The sequence below is a fragment of the Nitrosomonas sp. Nm33 genome (genome assembly GCF_900107265.1).
Taxonomy (GTDB): Bacteria; Pseudomonadota; Gammaproteobacteria; order Burkholderiales; family Nitrosomonadaceae; genus Nitrosomonas.
This window is the reverse complement of the sequence record NZ_FNPJ01000014.1, coordinates 20,923-40,445: the sequence shown is the minus strand read 5'-3', so window position 1 is coordinate 40,445 and position 19,523 is coordinate 20,923. Positions and strand designations below refer to the sequence as shown.

Annotated in this window: 17 protein-coding genes; 9 read left to right on the top strand and 8 right to left on the bottom strand. The window is 43.2% G+C overall.

Features of this window, described 5'->3' with window-relative positions; all coding sequences use genetic code 11:
* Positions 1-71 precede the first annotated feature (71 nt).
* On the bottom strand, positions 72-683 hold the full coding sequence (locus BLV54_RS04925; protein ID WP_090568612.1) for an SPOR domain-containing protein: 612 nt from the start codon (positions 681-683) through the stop codon (positions 72-74).
* 29 nt (positions 684-712) lie between these two features.
* Complete coding sequence (argS, locus tag BLV54_RS04920) at positions 713-2,464, bottom strand: arginine--tRNA ligase (RefSeq protein ID WP_090568610.1); 1,752 nt, start codon at positions 2,462-2,464, stop codon at positions 713-715.
* Positions 2,465-2,679: 215 nt separating this feature from the next.
* On the opposite strand from argS, the gene BLV54_RS04915 reads away from it, so the two are divergent.
* The 9 genes from BLV54_RS04915 to rng all read left to right on the top strand — a co-directional run bounded on the left by BLV54_RS04915 (position 2,680) and on the right by rng (position 12,316).
* Entirely contained in the window at positions 2,680-3,336 is a 657-nt protein-coding gene (locus BLV54_RS04915) for a hypothetical protein (protein ID WP_256329137.1), read from the top strand.
* Positions 3,337-3,489: 153 nt separating this feature from the next.
* Positions 3,490-4,347 carry a bifunctional methylenetetrahydrofolate dehydrogenase/methenyltetrahydrofolate cyclohydrolase FolD gene (folD, locus tag BLV54_RS04910; RefSeq protein ID WP_090568604.1) on the top strand — a complete coding sequence of 286 codons (858 nt, stop codon included), beginning with the start codon at positions 3,490-3,492 and terminating at the stop codon, positions 4,345-4,347.
* Positions 4,348-4,388: 41 nt separating this feature from the next.
* On the top strand, positions 4,389-7,046 hold the full coding sequence (aceE, locus tag BLV54_RS04905; protein ID WP_090568601.1) for a pyruvate dehydrogenase (acetyl-transferring), homodimeric type: 2,658 nt from the start codon (positions 4,389-4,391) through the stop codon (positions 7,044-7,046).
* 82 nt (positions 7,047-7,128) lie between these two features.
* Positions 7,129-8,484 (top strand): dihydrolipoyllysine-residue acetyltransferase, encoded by a 1,356-nt coding sequence (aceF, locus tag BLV54_RS04900; protein ID WP_090568600.1) that lies wholly within the window; start codon positions 7,129-7,131, stop codon positions 8,482-8,484.
* Between the two features lie 87 nt (positions 8,485-8,571).
* Positions 8,572-9,258 carry a nicotinate-nucleotide adenylyltransferase gene (nadD, locus tag BLV54_RS04895; RefSeq protein WP_090568597.1) on the top strand — a complete coding sequence of 229 codons (687 nt, stop codon included), beginning with the start codon at positions 8,572-8,574 and terminating at the stop codon, positions 9,256-9,258.
* On the top strand, positions 9,245-9,598 hold the full coding sequence (gene rsfS, locus BLV54_RS04890) for a ribosome silencing factor (RefSeq protein WP_090568594.1): 354 nt from the start codon (positions 9,245-9,247) through the stop codon (positions 9,596-9,598). Before nadD ends, rsfS begins: the two co-directional genes overlap by 14 nt.
* A gap of 26 nt (positions 9,599-9,624) precedes the next feature.
* Entirely contained in the window at positions 9,625-10,092 is a 468-nt protein-coding gene (gene rlmH, locus BLV54_RS04885; RefSeq protein ID WP_090568591.1) for a 23S rRNA (pseudouridine(1915)-N(3))-methyltransferase RlmH, read from the top strand.
* Between the two features lie 111 nt (positions 10,093-10,203).
* Positions 10,204-10,827 (top strand): Maf family protein, encoded by a 624-nt coding sequence (locus BLV54_RS04880; protein ID WP_090568588.1) that lies wholly within the window; start codon positions 10,204-10,206, stop codon positions 10,825-10,827.
* 34 nt (positions 10,828-10,861) lie between these two features.
* Positions 10,862-12,316 carry a ribonuclease G gene (gene rng / locus BLV54_RS04875; RefSeq protein WP_090568585.1) on the top strand — a complete coding sequence of 485 codons (1,455 nt, stop codon included), beginning with the start codon at positions 10,862-10,864 and terminating at the stop codon, positions 12,314-12,316.
* A 204-nt stretch (positions 12,317-12,520) separates the two neighbouring features.
* Here the strand turns inward: rng and BLV54_RS04870 are convergent, their stop codons facing one another.
* From BLV54_RS04870 to ettA, 6 genes are all read right to left on the bottom strand, one after another.
* The gene (locus BLV54_RS04870; protein ID WP_090568583.1) at positions 12,521-13,711 is read right to left on the bottom strand and encodes a DesA family fatty acid desaturase; all 1,191 of its coding nucleotides are present in this window, start codon (positions 13,709-13,711) and stop codon (positions 12,521-12,523) included.
* Between the two features lie 178 nt (positions 13,712-13,889).
* The gene (locus BLV54_RS04865) at positions 13,890-14,429 is read right to left on the bottom strand and encodes a pseudouridine synthase (protein ID WP_090568580.1); all 540 of its coding nucleotides are present in this window, start codon (positions 14,427-14,429) and stop codon (positions 13,890-13,892) included.
* A gap of 34 nt (positions 14,430-14,463) precedes the next feature.
* A complete protein-coding gene (sixA, locus tag BLV54_RS04860; protein WP_090568578.1) occupies positions 14,464-14,916 on the bottom strand; it encodes a phosphohistidine phosphatase SixA in 453 nt (150 codons plus the stop codon).
* 41 nt (positions 14,917-14,957) lie between these two features.
* Positions 14,958-16,274 carry a 30S ribosomal protein S12 methylthiotransferase RimO gene (gene rimO / locus BLV54_RS04855; protein WP_090568641.1) on the bottom strand — a complete coding sequence of 439 codons (1,317 nt, stop codon included), beginning with the start codon at positions 16,272-16,274 and terminating at the stop codon, positions 14,958-14,960.
* Positions 16,275-16,589: 315 nt separating this feature from the next.
* Positions 16,590-17,372 carry an N-acyl homoserine lactonase family protein gene (locus BLV54_RS04850; protein ID WP_090568575.1) on the bottom strand — a complete coding sequence of 261 codons (783 nt, stop codon included), beginning with the start codon at positions 17,370-17,372 and terminating at the stop codon, positions 16,590-16,592.
* 29 nt (positions 17,373-17,401) lie between these two features.
* A complete protein-coding gene (gene ettA, locus BLV54_RS04845; RefSeq protein ID WP_090568572.1) occupies positions 17,402-19,066 on the bottom strand; it encodes an energy-dependent translational throttle protein EttA in 1,665 nt (554 codons plus the stop codon).
* Between the last annotated feature and the right edge of the window lie 457 nt (positions 19,067-19,523).

The following is a 19,523-nucleotide window of genomic DNA, read 5'->3' as shown; positions in this document are numbered from 1 at the left end:
TGCTCTTCTATAAGTTGTTTAGCTAACTACTACCCGGTAATTAAGTTTACTCAATCAGGATTGCTATATTGCTATGGTGTTTTCTTGGGAGCTCTGACAAAACTGGCTTCTATTCCATTTTCTTGCAATGAAGCGCGTATTTGATCAATTTCAGTGATTTTTGCGTAAGGGCCTATACGAACTCTATATCGCGTACCTTTGTCAGAAGATTCTGCCGTTTGAACAGAAGCAATCACGCCGAGTAATGCCAGTTCTGCTTTCATTCTTTCCGCTTCACCTGAGTTTTTGTACGAGCCAATCTGTAGGAAATAATTACTTGCCGAGCTCGCATCATTTGTTACGGGAGGAGGTGACTGCTTCACCCCTTGACCGAATGGTTCTTCGGCTAAAGGCTCCTCTATGCCTGGGAGTATATTATAGAAATCAAAGCGAGGCTTATTCGCACTTACCTGATCAATTTCCTTGTTAACGCTATCATTCTGTGAGTTTTTGGCAATACTTTCGTGAGGTTTAGTTTTGGCTGATTTTTCTTCAGTTAGGAACGGGCTTGGAGCTTGATTGATTAATGCCCATACACCTATTGCGCTTGCTATGCCAAGCGCATATCCGATAAAGAGTCCTAGAATAAGTGAACCACTGCTTTTTGCGGTTGCCATACCCTTGGATTTGTAGTCTCTGCTCATGAAAATTCCTATACTATATATGATTTCTGCTACATTTTGCTGGGAGCGGTTACTCCTAATAATTTCAACCCATTTGCTAGCACCTGCTTAATAGCTGCAATCAATGCTAGTCTCGCTAGTTTAAGTGATTGTTCTGGCACGAGAAAACGAGTTGAATTATAATAACTATGGAATTCGCCAGCTAATTCCTTAAGATAGAAAGCAATCAGGTGAGGAGCGCGTTCCCTTGCCGCTGCTTCCACTATATCTGGGTAATCGATTAATTTTTGCAGAAGCATTAGTTCTGACTGGTTCGTCAACGAATCGGTATCAGCCATCGAGAGTGTGGTTTCATCTTCCCCCCATTGCATGAGTACACTATTTATGCGTGCATGGGCATACTGCACATAATATACTGGATTATCAGTGGATTGTGATTTTGCAAGATCCAAGTCAAAGTCCAAATGTTGATCGCTTTTACGTAATACATAAAAGAACCGTGCCGCATCATTGCCAACTTCTTGACGTAATTCCCGTAGTGAAACAAATTCTCCGGAACGGGTAGACATAGAAACTTTTTTGCCATCCCGATAGAGCACAGCAAATTGAACCAAAGCAATCTCAAGTTTATCGGGATCAAGCGCTAATGCTTCAATTGCACCTTTTACTCGCGCAATATAGCCGTGATGATCTGCTCCCCACACATTGATGATATAAGCAAAATTACGCTCAAATTTGTTGAGATGATAGGCTATATCGGAAGCAAAATAAGTATATTGCCCATTTTCGCGTTGTACTACACGATCTTTTTCATCTCCAAAAGAAGTAGAGCGAAACCAAGTAGCACCGTCTTGCTTATACAAAGTATTTTTTTCATCAAGTAATTGAGTAGCACGCGCAACCATGCCGTTGTCAAATAGCGATTGTTCTGAAAACCAGGTATCAAACTCCACACCAAATTCCATTAAATCATTGCGACAATCGCCTAGTTGTTCAGTCAGCACAAAATTGTGGATATAGGCGTAATCTTCTCCTAGCATTTTTTTTGCTATAGCGATCAACTGATCCAGGTGTTCATCAGCTGCAAGCTTTGTTTCAACTGGGACGAGTGTCTGTAATATTAAATTAGATTGGTGAACATAGCGGTTACCATGCGCACTATGAATTAACTTGGCCATGTCAGTTACATAGATGCCTTGATAGGCATTTTCGGGAAAAGGAAAGGTATATCCACATAGCTCAAGGTAACGTAGCCAGGTAGAGAGTGCCAATATATCCATCTGTCTACCTGCATCATTAACATAATACTCTCGAGTGACAGAATAACCATTGGCGGCCATGATGTTTGCCAAGCTGGCGCCATAGGCTGCACCACGCCCATGCCCAACATGTAGAGGTCCAGTAGGATTGGCAGAAACAAACTCAACCTGAATTTTCTTTTCTTTTCCTAAATTATTATGGCCAAATTTATCACCCTGTTGTAACACACCAGATAAAAACTGCTGTTTTGCTGAAACTTTCAAAAAGAGATTAATAAAACCACTGCCTGCGATTTCAGCTTTTTCCAGATAAGGGGAATCAGGTAACGCATCAATAAGTGCTGTTGCAATTTCACGCGGATTTTTGTGTAAATACCTGGTTAATTGCATTGCCAGATTACTTGAATAATCACCATGATTAGCTTGCTTGGGGCGCACTAATTCAATATTAATTTCGTAATTTTGAGGAAGAATCTTTTTGGTGGCCAGGAGCAGTAATTGGGAGAGATGGGATTTATAATTACATTGAGTTGATACTGTCATGATGAGAAAATCAATTTAATAAGGCGCTATTATAACGAGGAAGAGACAAGCCAAGTCTATAGTATTAATAGTTTGTACCCTAGGTGGTAGTAACTATTTACTATTTAATTTGCTTATCTCCTATTTTCTGGGTTTTAGTGTTCGCTAGCAGGTTATAATGTGTTAGGTTATAAATTTTCCTCGGAAAAATAAAGGTTATAAGCATGAGTGATTCAATGGTCAATCAAGAAGCGGTAACACTAGATGATTGCATACAGCATGCAAAAGAAGTGCTGAATGAACAGATCTCGCATATCAAGAGCAAACGTTATGATTTTGCTCCTCAATTCAAGGAAATGACAATCCAGCTTTATCTGGTCGGAGTGATGTGGCAGTTTTATGAAAAGCATGATTCTGCGGAAATAGCTCGTGAGAAAGCTTTCTCAACCCTATGTTCAATGATGATTAAGGACGGCATCAAACCTAAGCGAGCGCAAAAACAAGTAGACTTTCTAAAGAAAATGTCTAGTCTGGAAGACGGGGATGATGCTTTGGCGATAGCAATTGGTCATGAATCAAAACCGGGAGATGAGAGTTTGGCAGAGATTTTTGATCATTATGTTGATGAGGTTGGAGTTTCTGGTTCTTTATGGCGACATTATGATCTAGGGAAGAAAATCATATTATTTGGTGGATTATTGACGGGCTTTGCCGGAGTATGGTTTGTCACCATTTTTATGCCTGAAAGTAGCGATATTTTTATTTTAGCTTTTGGCTTACTGACAGCATTTCTTTTTGTATTTTCAGTGTCTCTGATCGGCTTGCTGATTTATCGGATTAAGTTCAAGAAAAGAAAACATTCGGAAACAACAGCTGCTGCAAAAGTAAAATGATATGAATTCTTAAGCATTCATTTTAATTTTCAGATAAGAATTAGCATCGTGTATTATCCAAATTTCTATCAAAGCAAGTACAGCTGCAATGGTTGTGAGCTACAAGATATCTTTTTGCGCAAGTATTCAATTTAGCCTATTTCTTATAAAGTAATGAATGCTGATATCCTTGACGGCAAAGTAATTGCGAGTAAAATCCGTACAGAATTAAAATTACGCGCTGAGAATCTTGCAAAGCATGGAATGCAGCCTGGTTTGGCTGTTATTCTAGTAGGCGATGACCCAGCTTCTGCTATTTACGTGCGTAATAAGGCCAAAGCCTGTAGAGAATCAGGAATTCGCTCTGAGGTTTACAATTTTCCTGGTAAAACATCTCAAGAGACCGTGCTTCAGCAGATCCATGCATTGAATGCAAATCCCGAGATTCACGGAATTTTAGTGCAGTTACCTTTGCCACCACACTTTGAGAGTCATCGAATCATTGCTGCCATCGCGATTGAGAAAGACGTGGATGGATTCCATCCTTGTAACGTCGGCGCACTCGCAACAGGCAATGCTTTATTTTTTCCCTGTACACCTTATGGTGTCATGATGATGTTAAAAGAGCGAGATGTGCTAATCGAGGGACAGCATGCAGTCGTTGTAGGGCGCAGTAATATTGTGGGTAAACCTATGGCATTGATGCTTCTGGAGAAAGGGGCTACAGTCACTATTTGTAGTTCTAAAACAAGAGATTTGGCTGAACATACCCGGAGTGCGGATATTTTAGTAGTGGCTACCGGGAAACCGCGTATGATTACTGCCGAAATGGTCAAGTCAGGCGCAACTGTGATTGATGTTGGGATTAACCGGATGGATGATGGGACATTATGCGGTGATGTGGATTTTACTTCGGTAAAAGAAAAAGCCGGCCATATTACCCCCGTTCCGGGAGGGGTTGGGCCTATGACGATTACCATGTTAATGAGTAATACCATTGAAGCAGCTGAGCGCGCCAGGGTGGCTACGTAATTTTTGTCTAAAACTGACCAGTATATTATTTCCAAACCATTATGAATTCACAGGATATTGATCCACAGGAAACACGGGAATGGCTGGAGGCATTGGAGTCTGTTCTTGTCAATGAAGGAGCGGAGCGCGCTCATTATTTATTGGAGAAATTGGTTGAAAAAGCACGACGTTCTGGTGCATATCTTCCTTATAGTGCCAATACGGCTTATATCAACACGATCCCAGTAGGTAAAGAGGAGCGTTCGCCCGGGGATCACGCCATAGAGCATCGTATTCGTTCTTATGTACGCTGGAATGCTCTGGCGATGGTTGCGCGCGCTAATCGAAATACAAATGTGGGAGGACATATCGCCAGTTTTGCCTCAGCAGCGACCTTATATGATGTTGGTTACAATCATTTCTGGCGAGCAGCGAACGAGCAGAGAGGAGGTGATCTCGTTTATGTTCAAGGGCACTCATCTCCGGGAATTTATGCCTATGCATTTCTGCATGGGGTATTAACTGAGGAGCAGCTTGATAATTTCCGTCAGGAAATAGGCGGAAAAGGATTGTCATCTTATCCCCATCCCTGGTTGATGCCAGATTTCTGGCAATTTCCAACCGTCTCAATGGGATTGGGGCCACACATGGCAATTTATCAGGCACGATTTATGAAATACCTGGATAGTCGCCAATTAGCCAACACCGAGGGTCGCAAGGTCTGGGCTTTCACGGGTGATGGTGAAATGGACGAGCCTGAGTCGCTAGGAGCAATTTCACTTGCTTCACGCGAAAATCTGGATAACCTGATTTTTGTGGTGAACTGTAACCTCCAACGTCTTGATGGTCCTGTCAGGGGTAACAGCAAAATCATACAGGAATTGGAGGCAACATTTAGAGGAGCAGGCTGGAATGTTATCAAAGTAATTTGGGGTTCCTATTGGGATCCTCTTCTGGCAAAAGATACTAAAGGACTTCTTCAGCAACGCATGATGGAATGTGTGGATGGAGAGTATCAAACTTTCAAAGCGCGAGACGGTGCTTATGTCAGAAAGCATTTTTTTGGTAAATACCCTGAGTTACTCGAAATGGTTGCTAATATGTCAGATGATGATATTTGGCGGTTAAATCGGGGTGGGCATGATCCGCACAAGGTTTATGCTGCATATGCTGCTGCAGTCAAACATCGAGGGCAGCCTACCGTGATACTTGCCAAGACTGTCAAGGGGTACGGTATGGGTGAGTCGGGCGAGGCACAGAATATTACTCATCAGCAGAAGAAAATGGGCACGACCTCACTCAAGGCATTTCGTGATCGATTTGGTCTGCCTGTGCCGGATGACAAAATCGACGAGATTCCCTACCTTAAATTTGACAAGGATTCGCCGGAATTTACTTATATGCAAGCCCGACGTAAGGCCTTGGGTAAGTTTTTGCATCATCGTCGACGAAAGGCAGAAGCCTTGCAAACGCCCCCTTTGTCAGCATTTGAAACTTTACTGAAAGGTAGTGGTGAAGGACGAGAATCTTCTACTACAATGGCATTTGTGCGTATTCTTAATATTCTGACCAAGGATAAAAATATCAGTAAACATATCGTGCCTATCGTCGCGGATGAGTCACGAACGTTTGGTATGGAAGGAATGTTTCGCCAACTCGCTATCTGGTCATCAAAAGGACAACTTTATATCCCCGAGGATGCTGAACAGCTTATGTTTTACAAAGAGGATAAGCATGGTCAGATTCTCCAGGAAGGTATCAACGAAGCTGGAGCCATGTCTTCCTGGATTGCAGCAGCTACTGCATACAGCACACATGGTGTGCAGATGATTCCTTTTTATATTTATTATTCTATGTTCGGCTTTCAGCGTGTCGGAGATCTTATTTGGGCTGCGGGCGATATGCGCTCTCGTGGTTTTCTGCTAGGTGCCACAGCTGGGCGAACCACATTAAATGGCGAAGGTCTGCAGCATGAAGATGGCCATAGTCACCTTGCTGCTTCTACTATTCCAAACTGCATATCTTATGATCCTACTTATGCCTATGAACTAGCGGTGATCATACAGGATGGCTTGCGGCGCATGTATCAAGAACAGGAAGATGTGTTTTACTATATTACTGTGATGAATGAAAATTACGCTCAACCTGATCTTCCTAAAGGGGTTGAGCAAGGTATATTGAAAGGAATTTATTTGCTTAGGGAAGGCAGTAAGCGTAGTAAAGGAGCACGAATACAACTGCTTGGTTCAGGGACGATATTGCGTGAAGTTATTGCAGCAGCAGACATTTTACAAAAAGAATACAATGTTGTCGCAGATATTTGGAGTGTCACAAGCTTCACTGAATTGCGTCGTGAAGCACTCAGTATTGCACGCTGGAATATGTTGCACCCAACTGAACCTGCTAAATTATCCTATGTTGAAACTTGTTTGAAAGATCGCGAAGGACCTGTGGTGGCTGCAACTGATTACATGAAGATCTATGCAGATCAGATACGCGCATTCATTCCAAGGCGCTATTGTGCGCTGGGTACGGATGGGTTTGGGCGTTCTGATACGCGCGAGAAACTCAGACATTTTTTCGAAGTGGATCGCTATTACATTGCGGTTGCGGCACTTAAGGTCTTATCAGAAGAAGGCAAGGTCCCGGCAAAACAGGTCGCTCAGGCAATCAAAGCGTTTGGTATCGACCCGGATAAGCCAGATCCCGTTACCCAATAGACGGCGAGTATATTTAAATACCCAAGAAAGTGATCATTTTGTGGTTGATAGATATAGATTGAATGTAAACTGAGGAAAGCGTGTGAGCGAAATTAAAAAGGTACAGATTCCTGATATTGGCGACTTTAAGGATGTGCCAGTCATAGAAATACTCGTCAAAGCCGGTGATAACATCAAGGCTGAGGATTCGCTTATTACGCTGGAATCAGATAAGGCTACAATTGAAGTTCCTTCGCCTTATTCCGGTGCTGTCAAGGAAATTAGTATCAAAGTAGGTGATAAGGTTTCTGAAGGCTCTGAAATTCTTGTCATGGAAGTAGCTCCTTCTGAAGAAGAGAGTAAGGTTATTACTACTGAGGCTGAGGCTGTTCCGGCTGAAGAAATAGTAAGTATCAGCGAGACTGTGAGCACTAAACCTGAAACCGCACTTGAAGTTACTCCCCCAAGTCAAGAAATCTATCAGAGCAAGCCATTACAGCTGCCTGCACAGTTTACAGAAGTGAATCAGTCCAAACTTATTACTGCGGGCATGCCCCATGCCGGCCCATCGGTTAGACGTTTTGCCAGGGAATTGGGTGTGGATTTAAGCAAGATTGTTGGAAGCGGCCCAAAACAGCGGATACTGAAGGAAGATATCCAGGCTTTTGTCAAACGAGAGTTGATGAAATTACAAAAGCCAGGGCTAGGTGGTGGGCTTGATTTATTACCATGGCCTCAGGTCGATTTTGCAAAATTTGGACCCATTGAATCAAAGCCGATAACTCGTATTAAGCAAATTTCAGGCGCTAATCTGCATCGTAATTGGGTCATGATTCCACATGTGACCCAGTTTGACGAGGCTGATATTACGGATCTAGAGGCGCTCAGAAAAGAATATAACGAAAGTCATCGGAAGAATGGAATCAAACTAACCATACTTGCTTTCCTCACGAAAGCCGTAACTGCAGCATTGAAAAAATATCCCGAGTTTAACGCCTCACTGGATAGGAGTAATGAAGAATTCTTTCTGATACTTAAACGCTACTATCACCTGGGATTCGCGGTAGATACGCCCAATGGTCTTGTCGTGCCTGTTATTCGCGATGCTGATCAGAAAGGTGTGATTGCGATAGCTGATGAGCTAGGGAGACTTTCTTCACTTGCGCGAGAAGGAAAATTAAAACCGACTGATATGCAAGGGGCTAGTTTTACCATTTCTAGCCTTGGCGGGATAGGTGGTACAGCCTTTACACCTATTATCAATGCTCCTGAAGTTGCAATCTTGGGGGTCTCGCGAGCAAGTTTGAAGCCAATTTATCGTAATGGAGAGTTCATTCCTCGTCTGATTCTTCCTCTGTCGCTATCTTATGATCACAGAGTGATTGATGGTGCATCGGCTGCTCGTTTTACTTCACATTTGGCGAGTATATTGGCGGATATGCGCCTTGCATTATTTTGATAATTTCTGATATGGTCATAAAATAGCATTATTCTGCTAATAGTGCGTATTTCTCAACATTTCTTCCTCTGAATTACTTCTTAAACGATGTCTGATGATCCGTTCTCCCTAATCGGAATTTATGGAGGGACATTTGATCCAGTGCATTTTGGACATTTAAGGGTTGCAGAAGAGCTTGTTGAAATTTTACAACTGGATGAAGTTCATTTTCTTCCTGCAGGGCGTCCACGCTTGCGGAATGAACCGGTTGCTTCGCAGCATCACCGTAAGGTCATGCTTCATGAAGCTATTCGTGATAACAGAAGATTTTTTCTAGATGATCGAGAGCTCAGGCGTTCTGAAGAAAGTTATAGTGTGGAATCGCTGCGTGAGTTAAGAGATGAATTCATAGGAGAAAAGGTAGCATTCTGTTTTATTATTGGAGTAGACGCATTCCTGAAGCTGCCAGATTGGCATCTTTGGCGTGAGTTGTTTGAATTAAGTCATTTGGTAATCGTCAATCGTCCAGGTCATATTTCTGTTATGAATCAAGCGTGTTTACCACCGAAGTTACGAGATGCATGCTTAGATCGCTGGACAGATGATGTAAACGCCTTGAGGCGTGTATCATCCGGGTTTGTTTTTACAGCCGTGACCACATTATTGGATATTTCTTCAACAACCATCAGAACCTATATCGCAGCAGGAAAAAGTGCACGTTATCTGCTTCCCGATAATGTATTGAATTATATTGGCACACATCATGTTTACACGAGGAAAAATGAAAACAGATGAGCTATTAAGGGTAGTCATTGCTGCATTAGAAGATTTGAAGGCGCAAGATATTCTTGTATTAGAAGCGGGGAAGATTACCTCATTATTTGATTACATGATCATTGCTAGCGGAACTTCAACCCGCCAGACCAAAGCGTTAGCTCATCATGTACAGGAAAAAGTAAAAACCGCGGGAGGTAAAGTCTATAGTATCGAAGGCGAGCAAGCTGGCGAATGGTTATTGGTGGATTTAGGCGATGTCGTTGTGCATATCATGCAGCCCGCCATTCGTGAATACTACGATTTGGAATCGTTATGGGCAGAGTCCAGCGCAGTCAAGAAAAAAAATTCCTTGAGGTAATATGAGAGGGCAAGCGCATCTAAATAATGAAACTCTATATCCTAGCCGTAGGGAATAAAATGCCCGATTGGGTGGCTGCCGGCTTTATGGAATATACCCAACGCATGCCAAGGGAAATACCCATTCATCTGATCGAAATTAAACCAGAGAAACGAGGCAGTAAGCAAAACGAACAGTTGTTATTTGCTGAGAGCGAACGTATCGAGGCGGCAATACCATCGACTTGTTACATTGTTGCCATGGATGAGCAAGGTAAACAATTCACTACAATCCAGTTAGCTGAGACATTGGTTGACTGGATGAGAAATGGTAGAGATATTGCATTTATTATTGGGGGTGCAGATGGATTGCATCGTAATATCAAGAGTATGGCTAATGAAATGCTGGCACTTTCAAGACTTACACTTCCCCATGGTCTAGTACGTGTATTATTGGCAGAGCAACTTTATCGAGCTTTATCAATTATCAGGCAACATCCTTACCATCGTGTGTAGCTTGCGGTAGATTGTTTCTAAGTTGTAGCGAGTCTACTGTCTAAAAGAAATTATTAAAAAATAAATTGAAATAAACACTCACTCTATAAGCTTCTATAAACTTTAAACATTATGACGCTTGCTGGAAATTATATCTATCTGGCTTCTCGTAGTCCCCGTCGAAGGGAGCTGCTGAAACAAATTGGGGTAAGGCATAGCGTGTTGCTCATGCGAGAAGCTGCATCTCGGGCTGTTGATGTTGATGAGACACCCTTTCTGAACGAATCTCCAACTGATTATGTTTATCGTATTACTCATGCTAAGGCGGAGGCAGGGAGGTTACGTCTGATACAGCGCAAGTTGCCATTGTTTCCTGTCTTAGTTGCTGATACGATCGTTACATTGGATGGATGTATTTTCGGGAAACCCAGAGATGCCGCTCATGCCGAGGAGATGTTGGCTGCACTTTCGGGCAGAACGCATCAGGTATTGACTGCTATCGCTCTGAATCTGCAGGGTAATATCAAAAATCGTTTGTCAATCACTACAGTGCGGTTTCGCGATATTGGTAAACGAGAGATTCAAGCATGTATTGCAAGTGGTGAGGCTTTTGATAAAGCAGGGGCTTATGCAATCCAAGGTATGGCAGCTGCATTTATTGTTGAGATTTTTGGTAGTTATAGTGGAGTCATGGGGCTACCATTATTTGAGACGGCTCAATTACTGGAAGAGTCAGGAATAAAACTATTTTCCTGAGAACCAGGAAATTAGATTGTGCTATACCTTCTAAATGAGTAACGAAATTCTTATCAATGTTACACCACAGGAAACACGTGTTGCTGTTATAGAGCAAGGTGTTGTGCAAGAATTACATATAGAGCGAGCGAGCAGCCGGGGTATTGTTGGTAATATTTACAATGGTCGGGTTAGCCGTGTACTACCTGGTATGCAATCTGCCTTTATCGATATCGGCATGGAACGAGCAGCATTTCTCCATGTGGGAGATATTAAGGAATTAAGTTCAAATGGTACAGAGGATAGACCCATTGAGAGATTACTGCACGAGGGAAACAATATCCTCGTTCAAGTGATTAAAGACGCAATTGGAACAAAGGGGGCAAGACTTTCTACTCAAATCAGTATTGCTGGGCGAATGCTTGTTTATTTACCGCAAGAATCTCATATTGGTGTTTCTCAGCGTATTGAAGATAATGTTGAGCGTGAATTATTGCGCGAGAAACTGCAACATATTCTTCCGGCTGATATCAAGGGAGGCTACATCATACGAACGATGGCCGAAGCGGCAAGCGAATCAGATCTGCATGCAGATATAGAGTACCTGCACAAGCTTTGGCATGATATTCAGAATAAGGCGTTAACAGTTAATACTCCTGCGCTCCTTTATCAGGATTTAGATCTAAGTCATCGTGTTTTGCGCGATTTTGTTGATGATGATACATACCGCATCCTGGTAGATTCACGCGAAACTTTCCAGAAATTGATCCCTTTTGCTCAAAACTATATGAGCAATGTTGTAAGCAGAATCGATCATTATACCGGGGAGCGCCCTCTCTTCGATTTATATGGCGTCGAAGAAGAAATTGAACGATCACTCGCTCGGCGAGTTAATCTGAAATCAGGCGGTTATGTCATTATTGATCAGACCGAAGCGCTGACTACCATGGATGTCAATACGGGTGGCTTCATTGGTGTGCGTAATTTTGATGACACCATATTTAAGACCAATTTGGAAGCAGCACAGGTCATAGCGCGGCAACTCCGTTTACGCAATTTGGGAGGCATCATCATCATCGATTTTATCGACATGGAGGATGAAGAGCATAAAAAGGCAGTATTGGCAGCTTTCAACAAAGCTTTGATGAGAGACAGGACACGTATGACGGTCAATGGATTTTCTACCTTAGGTTTGGTAGAGATGACACGGAAACGCGCGCGAGAGAGTCTTGCTCACATTTTATGTGAGCCATGTCCAACTTGCCAGGGACGAGGGCAAATCCGGACAGCGCAAACGATCTGTTATGAAATCTTACGTGAGTTGTTACGGGAGTCACGACAATTTGAAGCTAATGAATTTCGTATTCTTGCTTCGCAGCAAGTGATCGATTTATTTCTGGATGAGGAATCACAAAATTTGGCTCAACTTGCTGATTTTATTGAAAAACCTATTAGCTTACAAGTGGAAGCGTCTTACACACAAGAGCAATATGATGTTATTTTGATATAAATTCAGGAATGAATACTGAGATTGTCGGGGGAAGGTAATTCCATTTCCAAATCAGACATGACGCAAGAGCGAGCCGCAGACAGTATAAATAATACGGCAAGGAGAAGTCGACAAAGTCAGGTTTGATTTAGAAATGGGATTACAGGGTTACCGAGCAAAGGATAAGCGTTAATCCCAAAGCCTTTGCCCGGAGTTATAACTTAATTATGCATAGCAACGTAGCCGACGTGAGAATTTTTCTAGAACTTCAATTCCACTTTCTTCTGCACGATGGCACCAATCTTCGAGTTGTTTAACTAATTCATCTTTCGAAGCGGCAGAGCGTTGCCATATAGCTGCAAGTTCCTCGCGCATCGTATAAACCTTATCAAGGTTCTTGGTTTTACTTAAAACCAGATTTAGTTTGATACGTTCTTCTTCTTGCAAGGTTTTCGCATCTGCCAATATCCAGCGTTTCAGTGTGTTTCCATCTATCCCATGCTGGGAAGCGGCTTCTCGTAAATGTTCCACTTCTTTCTTGAGCATTGCCTTGAGAGACTGGGTATATTTCGCCAGCACCTCATAACGATGGGCAATAACTGCCTGGAGGGTATCAGAATCACACTTGGTTTTGGTTTTGTTGATGTTAAGCTTAGGTGCAATTTTCTTGACGGTTGCTAATCCCATCATTTCCAGAATACGTATGTACAACCAGCCAATATCAAATTCAAACCATTTATTGGATAGTCTGGCTGAAGTAGGGTAGGCATGATGATTATTGTGTAATTCTTCTCCCCCAATCAGAATGCCCCAGGGAGAGACATTGCGACTGGCATCTTCTGCTTGGAAATTACGATATCCCCAATAGTGACCAATGCCATTAATGACTCCCGCAGCGAATATAGGCGTCCACATCATTTGTACTGCCCATATAGTAATACCAATAGGGCCAAACAGAATGAAATTGATAATTAGCATCAGCCCAATACCAGATGCGCTAAATTTTGTATAAACGTTGCGTTCTATCCAATCATCTGGTGTACCGTGCCCGTACCTTTCCAAAGTTTCTTTGTTTTTTGCTTCTAAGCGATAAAGTTCTGCTCCTTCGGACAATACTTTTTTAATTCCAAAGATCTGAGGGCTGTGCGGATCATCTAAAGTTTCACATTTTGCGTGATGCTTGCGGTGAATAGCGGTCCATTCTTTGGTAACCATACCGGAAGTCAACCATAGCCAGAAACGAAAGAAATGACTAGGGATAGGATGCAAATCCAATGCTCGGTGAGCCGAATGCCGATGGAGATAAATCGTGATGCTTGCAATCGTGATATGGGTAATGACTAATGTAACGACGATATACCCCCACCACGGTAAATCAATTAATCCAGATAATGCTGAAACAATGTCTATGTCCATAATATTATTTTAATTCCTCCTTTTAAAAACGGGCCATGGTCGAATAATGCAATCTAAAGAGATGTATAAGGTTAGTCAAGAAATTTCGTGACAATTTATTACAGAAAAGTTATGCAATTTTTTTGCTTGTTATTTTACGTGGAAATCGAAATTGTTTAATAGATATCCAAGCAGGAAATTATTTAATAATCCTCCACTTACCTGGTGGAAGACCTGCCAGTCTGTACTTACCAATAGTAGTGCGAATCAATCGTAGGGTGGGGAATCCAATCGCTGCAGTCATATGACGTACTTGTCGGTTTTTACCTTCTGTAAGGATAAGTTCTAACCAGGAAGTAGGGATATTTTTGCGAAAGCGTATGGGTGGATTTCGTGACCAAAGATGATCCGGTTCATGTATGAGACGTACTTTTGCGGGTTGGGTTCTATAACCTTTCAATATTATTCCTTCACATAATTGCTGGAGATCTGATTGATCGGGTATACCCTCTACTTGCGCCCAATATTTCTTCGGTTGCTTGAACCTTGGATCGCTAATTTTATGTTGTAATTCCCCATCATCGGTGAGGATGACTAATCCTTCGCTATCGGCATCTAGTCGTCCAGCTGGGTAAAAATCAGGTATGGGAACAAAATCTTTTAATGATTGATATCCAGCCTGGGGTGTAAATTGACAAATTACTCCGTACGGCTTATTGAAAAGAATCAAGTGTGCCATGACTCAATTCCAGCGGGAGAATGTATTGTTATGTTTACACCATATCGGGAGAAATAACGGCACGCAGGATGGTATTTTCAGTATCGGCGCTTTGTTTATAGCTAAACCACCAGATTGCTCCTTTTTTGATGCTAAAGCCGGCGTGGTTTTGGCAGATCAATGAAGCAGCAACATTTCCCAAAGTGGGCTGATGACCAACTACCAGAATTGAACTTTCCTCGTAGGGCCAGTTAGCAGCGGCAAGTATTCTATCGGCAGTGGTGCTGGTTCCTACTTCCTGCGTAGTTTCAAAATGATTGCTCAGTGCCAAAGCAGTCTGTTGAGCTCGTTTTGCGGGACTGACCATGATGCGTGTGTTTTTAGGTAGTCTAGGTTTGAGCCATTGAGCCATATTGTGAGCCTGCTTTAATCCTTTCTCAGTCAGTTTGCGTGCAGTGTCGGGGAATCCATCTTCTGCTTCTGCATGGCGCCACAAGATAAGTTCCAAATTGTCCTCCTTTAGCATAGATAACGGCTAGAGTTGATCGATCATATAGTTTCCGCCCAAAGATCATGTTCGTCAGAATGTGTGATACGTACTTTTACTACGTCACCTTGTTGTAGTGAATGCCCGTTTTCAACATAGACCAGCCCATCGATTTCCGGTGCATCAGCATGACTGCGTGCGACTGCACCTTGCTCATCGACCTCATCAACCAGCACCTGTATAGTCTTGCCTACCTTCTGTGCAAGCCGTTGTGCGCTGATTTTTTCCTGTAACGTCATCAAGCGCGCTAAACGTTCTTGCTGCAATTCAGGCGGAATATGATTGGGTAAACTATTGGCGACTGCACCGTCAACTGGCGAATACATGAATGCACCGACTCGATCCAGTTGAGCTGCCTTAAGAAAATCCAGTAGTTCTTCAAATTCTTGTTCTGTCTCCCCCGGGAAACCAACGATAAACGTACTCCGCAGCGTGATGTCAGGGGAGATTTTGCGCCATTGTTGGATACGGGCAAGCACATCCTCACTATCAGCAGGGCGTTTCATAAGCTTTAAAATACGTGCATTTGCATGCTGAAAGGGGATATCCAGATAGGGAACTATCTTACCTTCTGCCATCAGCGGAATGAGTTCATCGACATGGGGATAGGGGTAGACATAATGCAGGCGTACCCATACACCTAGTTCTCCCATAGTTTGAGCAAGTTCAGTGATGCGTGTTTTAACAAATTTACCTTTCCAGAAGCCGCTGCGGTATTTCAGATCAACGCCATAGGCGCTGGTATCCTGTGAAATGACGAGTAATTCCTTGACACCAGCATCCACCAGGTTCTGCGCTTCCTGCATGATATCGCCTACCGGGCGACTGACAAGATTGCCGCGCATACTGGGAATAATGCAAAAGGTACAGCGATGGTTACAGCCCTCGGAAATTTTTACATAGGCATAATGTTTGGGTGTCAGCCTTATCCCCTGTGGCGGTACCAGATCAACATAAGGATCGTGCAATTTGGGTAAATACGTATGAATGGCCTCCATGACCTCATCGGTTGCCTGCGGACCCGTGACAGACAGTACATTGGGATGTGCCTGCTTCACAATATCCCCTTTCGCGCCAAGACAACCGGTGACAATGACTTTACCGTTTTCGGTGAGCGCCTCGCCAATAGCATCGAGTGATTCAGCAATGGCACTGTCGATAAAACCACAAGTATTGACCACAACCAGATCTGAATCTTCGTAGTTGGGTGAGATAAGATAACCTTCTGTCCGCAAACGTGTCAGGATGCGCTCGGAATCAACGGTTGCCTTGGGGCAGCCAAGTGAAACGAAACCAACGCGTGGGATTTTATTGTGCATATTCATTTATTTATTGCTAAAGATGAAGATCGACTGATTAAAATTATAAAGAAAGCAGGATAATCAAGGATAAAAACTTACTCTGTTTCTAAATCAAACCTGATTTTGTTGGCTTCTCCTTGCCGTATTATGAATACTGTCTGCGGCCCGCTCTTGTGTCATGTTTGATTTATAAAATGGAATTACATTTGCATCTTTTTGGGGTAGGTGCACTATTTTAAAACAAATTGACTGTTAAATAAGCTGATATTGGAGCATTATCAAGATCATAAAGTGGTAATGGATAAGCGGGTGATGGTAGTTGCCAGGTCCGTATCAGTCGTGCCATTGCGGAAATTCAGGTAAAGTTTTGAAAAATGCAAGGTCGTGGTTGGGCCATAGCTGCGCATTCTCGATGAGAGCAAGTGATTTAAGCTTACGAATACTGGAGAGTGCTTGCTCTACGTTATCCTGCCAGCAGCAGCCAGGCGCAATCTCATCAGTCAGATTTTCATTCAGATCGGCTGCATCACCACAGAGAATGACCGGACGGCCTTTGGGCAAGTGTATGAACAGCGACATGTGCCCTGCAGTGTGACCGGGCGTAGTAATGGCCTCTACTCCTGGAGCTACTTCGTATTCATCCGTTTGTAAGTACCATTGATCCGAGTTAGCCAGTTCATCTGCAAATACTCCGCTATCTAGCCCTGTCCGGGCCGCTGTCAGCTCATCCTGATGAATGTGAACCTCACATCCAGGCAGATCACACAAACCGCCTGCGTGATCGAAATGCAGATGACTGATAAATACTAAATCAATATCGGCAGGCGTTAAGCCTAATCGTTCAAGATAGTGGGGAACACGTTGGTCTGCCTGCATCCTGGGCGTTTCTACAGTAGAGTGGATTGAAGTAAAATAGCGTGTACGAAGAGCGGGGTTAGCCAATTTCCGGTAGTCGCACCCTGCGTCATACAAGATACGCCCATTGGGTGTTTCTATCAGATAAGCCAGAATAGGCGCTTCAATCCACTGTCCATGGCCACGATTACGCGTTGAAATGATTTTCTCATAGCGGATGTTTCCGGTAAGCAACGTCCAGATTTTGAGTGCATGGGGCATTTTCTTAATAACCGTAGCCAGTGATTTAGTTAGCGTGTGATCGGTTTATATCTGATCCGTTTCGGTTTGGCGCCTTCTTCACCCAGTCGCTGACGTTTATCTGCTTCATATTCCTGATAATTACCGGCATAGAAGGTGACCTGGGAATTACCTTCAAATGCCAGAATATGCGTCGCAATACGATCCAGAAACCAGCGGTCGTGCGAAATGACCAGTACGCAACCTGCAAATTCCAACAGTGCATCTTCCAATGCCCGCAGTGTTTCCACGTCGAGGTCATTGGATGGCTCGTCGAGCAGCAGCACGTTGCCGCCAGAAATCAATGTCTTGGCTAAGTGTAACCGCCCCCGTTCGCCCCCGGAAAGCTGTCCTACCATTTTTTGCTGGTCTGGTCCTTTGAAATTGAAGCGACCAATGTAAGCACGAGATGGCGTTTCATATTTGCCGACAGTGAAGATATCGTTCCCATCTGACACAGCTTCAAAGACAGTTTTGTTGCTATCGAGGATATCACGCGACTGATCGACGTAAGCAAATTTGACTGTTTCGCCGATTTTAATCTCACCCGTATCCGGTTGTTCACGACCGATAATCATGCGAAATAAGGTTGATTTACCTGCACCATTGGGACCGATGATACCGACAATGGCACCGGGTGGTATTTTGAAGCTCAAATTATCAATTAACAATTGATCGCCAAATGCTTTGGAGACATTGGTAAATTCAATGACTTCGTTACCCAGTCTATCGGCCACCGGGATAAAGATTTCCTGTGTTTCGTTGCGTTTTTGATATTCCTGAGAGTTGAGCTCTTCAAAACGGGCAATCCGCGCCTTGGATTTGGCCTGTCGTCCCTTGGGATTTTGTCGTACCCACTCCAGTTCCTTTTTGAGCGCTTTCTGCCGGGCAGATTCGGAAGATTCTTCCTGTTTGAGGCGAACTTCTTTCTGCTCTAACCAGCTTGAATAATTGCCTTTCCAGGGAATGCCCTGACCGCGATCGAGTTCCAGTATCCATTCGGCGGCATTGTCCAGGAAGTAACGATCGTGCGTCACGGCTACGACTGTACCAGGAAAACGCACCAGAAATTGCTCCAGCCACTCCACAGATTCAGCATCCAGGTGGTTGGTAGGTTCATCCAGCAATAACATGTCCGGTTTTGATAACAGCAGCCTGCACAGTGCTACACGTCGTTTCTCACCACCTGAAAGATTCTTTATGACAGCATCCCATTCAGGGAGACGCAGCGCATCAGCGGCTACTTCCATTTGCTGAGCAGTATCACCCCCACTTGTTGCAAGGATGGCTTCCAGTCGTGTCTGCTCTGCAGCCAGCGCATCAAAATCTGCATCCGGTTCAGCATAAGTCGCGTAAATTTCTTCCAGTTTCTGCTGAGCGCTGAATATATCACCTAATCCTTCCTGGACTGCTTCACGTATAGTCTGTTCCGGATTAAGCTGTGGTTCCTGCGGTAAATGTCCAATCTTGAGATGAGGCATTGGCGTGACTTCACCTTCAAAATCCTTGTCTGCACCAGCCATGATTTTTAATAACGTCGATTTACCTGAGCCATTTAACCCCAGTAATCCTATTTTTGCGCCGGGAAAGAAACTGAGTGAAATATCTTTAAGAATCGTGCGTTTAGGTGGAACAACCTTATTTACACGATTCATGATCAAAACATATTGAGCCATAAAGTATGGGAAAAGATGTGGATTATTAAGAACTTGGATTTAATCGTTACTCTAAAATTTGGGCTTTTATTACTGCCAGGCAGCAGACACCAAATGAACTTCGTGTCTAGCTGCTAAATTACATCATATTTTACCAGCCCATCCCATCTACTGGGAGTTAATTCAATTATTACTCATTTGATGATTACTCCATTAAATCCAGATTTTCTATAGCTTGGTGTTTCTAAAAGATCTAAAGGAAGTCATTAGAGTAAGCAACTGATTATTATGTAAGTTATGACTTATTTAAAATAGATAGGTAATCACTATATTACTAAGCGTTTAGTCGATAATTTTGAGGTGCGACCAAAATCAATTACCGGCAGCGCCTACTCTCTATAGCTAATAAGATAGTGACCGACAAGACACTACAGTGAGCGCGTCTATCCAGATACAGGTATTATCAAGGATTTTGTGA